The 604-nt window shown below is 62.3% G+C and carries 1 protein-coding gene; it reads left to right on the top strand.

All coding sequences use genetic code 11. The features are described 5' to 3' along the window. The coding region (locus AACY08_RS28055; protein ID WP_339472356.1) for an AAA family ATPase at positions 1-604 on the top strand (604 nt) is incomplete at both ends.

Raw genomic sequence — 604 nt, 5'->3', positions numbered from 1 at the left:
CACCGGCCCGACCGGCGTCGGCAAGACGGAAGTTGCCAAGCAACTCGCGCAGATCATGGGCATCCCGCTCCAGCGCTTCGATATGTCGGAGTATATGGAACGGCACTCGGTCAGCCGACTGATCGGTGCGCCTCCCGGCTATGTCGGGTTCGATCAAGGTGGTCTGCTCACCGATGCGATCGACCAGCAGCCGCATTCGGTGCTGCTGCTCGACGAGATCGAGAAGGCGCATCCCGATCTGTTCAACATCCTGCTGCAGGTGATGGACAATGGGCGCCTGACCGACCAGCACGGCAAGACGGTCGATTTCCGCAACGTCATCCTGATCATGACGACCAATGCGGGTGCCAGCGACATGGCGCGCGAGACATTGGGCTTCGGCAACCTCACCCGCGAGGGCGAGGATGAGCAAGCCGTGCAGAAGATGTTCACGCCCGAGTTCCGCAACCGTCTCGATGCGATCGTGCCGTTCGGCTATCTTCCGACCGAAGTCGTGGCGCGGGTGGTGGACAAGTTCATCCTCCAGCTCGAGCTGCAACTGGCCGACCGCAACGTCCACATCAACCTCGACGACGAGGCCAAGACGTGGCTCACCGCCAAGGGC

The organism is Pseudomonas sp. EL_65y_Pfl1_R83, assembly GCF_963970695.1.
Taxonomy (GTDB): Bacteria; Pseudomonadota; Gammaproteobacteria; order Pseudomonadales; family Pseudomonadaceae; genus Aquipseudomonas; species Aquipseudomonas tritici.
Note: the sequence above shows the minus strand (reverse complement) of the source record. Positions and strands in the feature narration are given on the sequence as shown.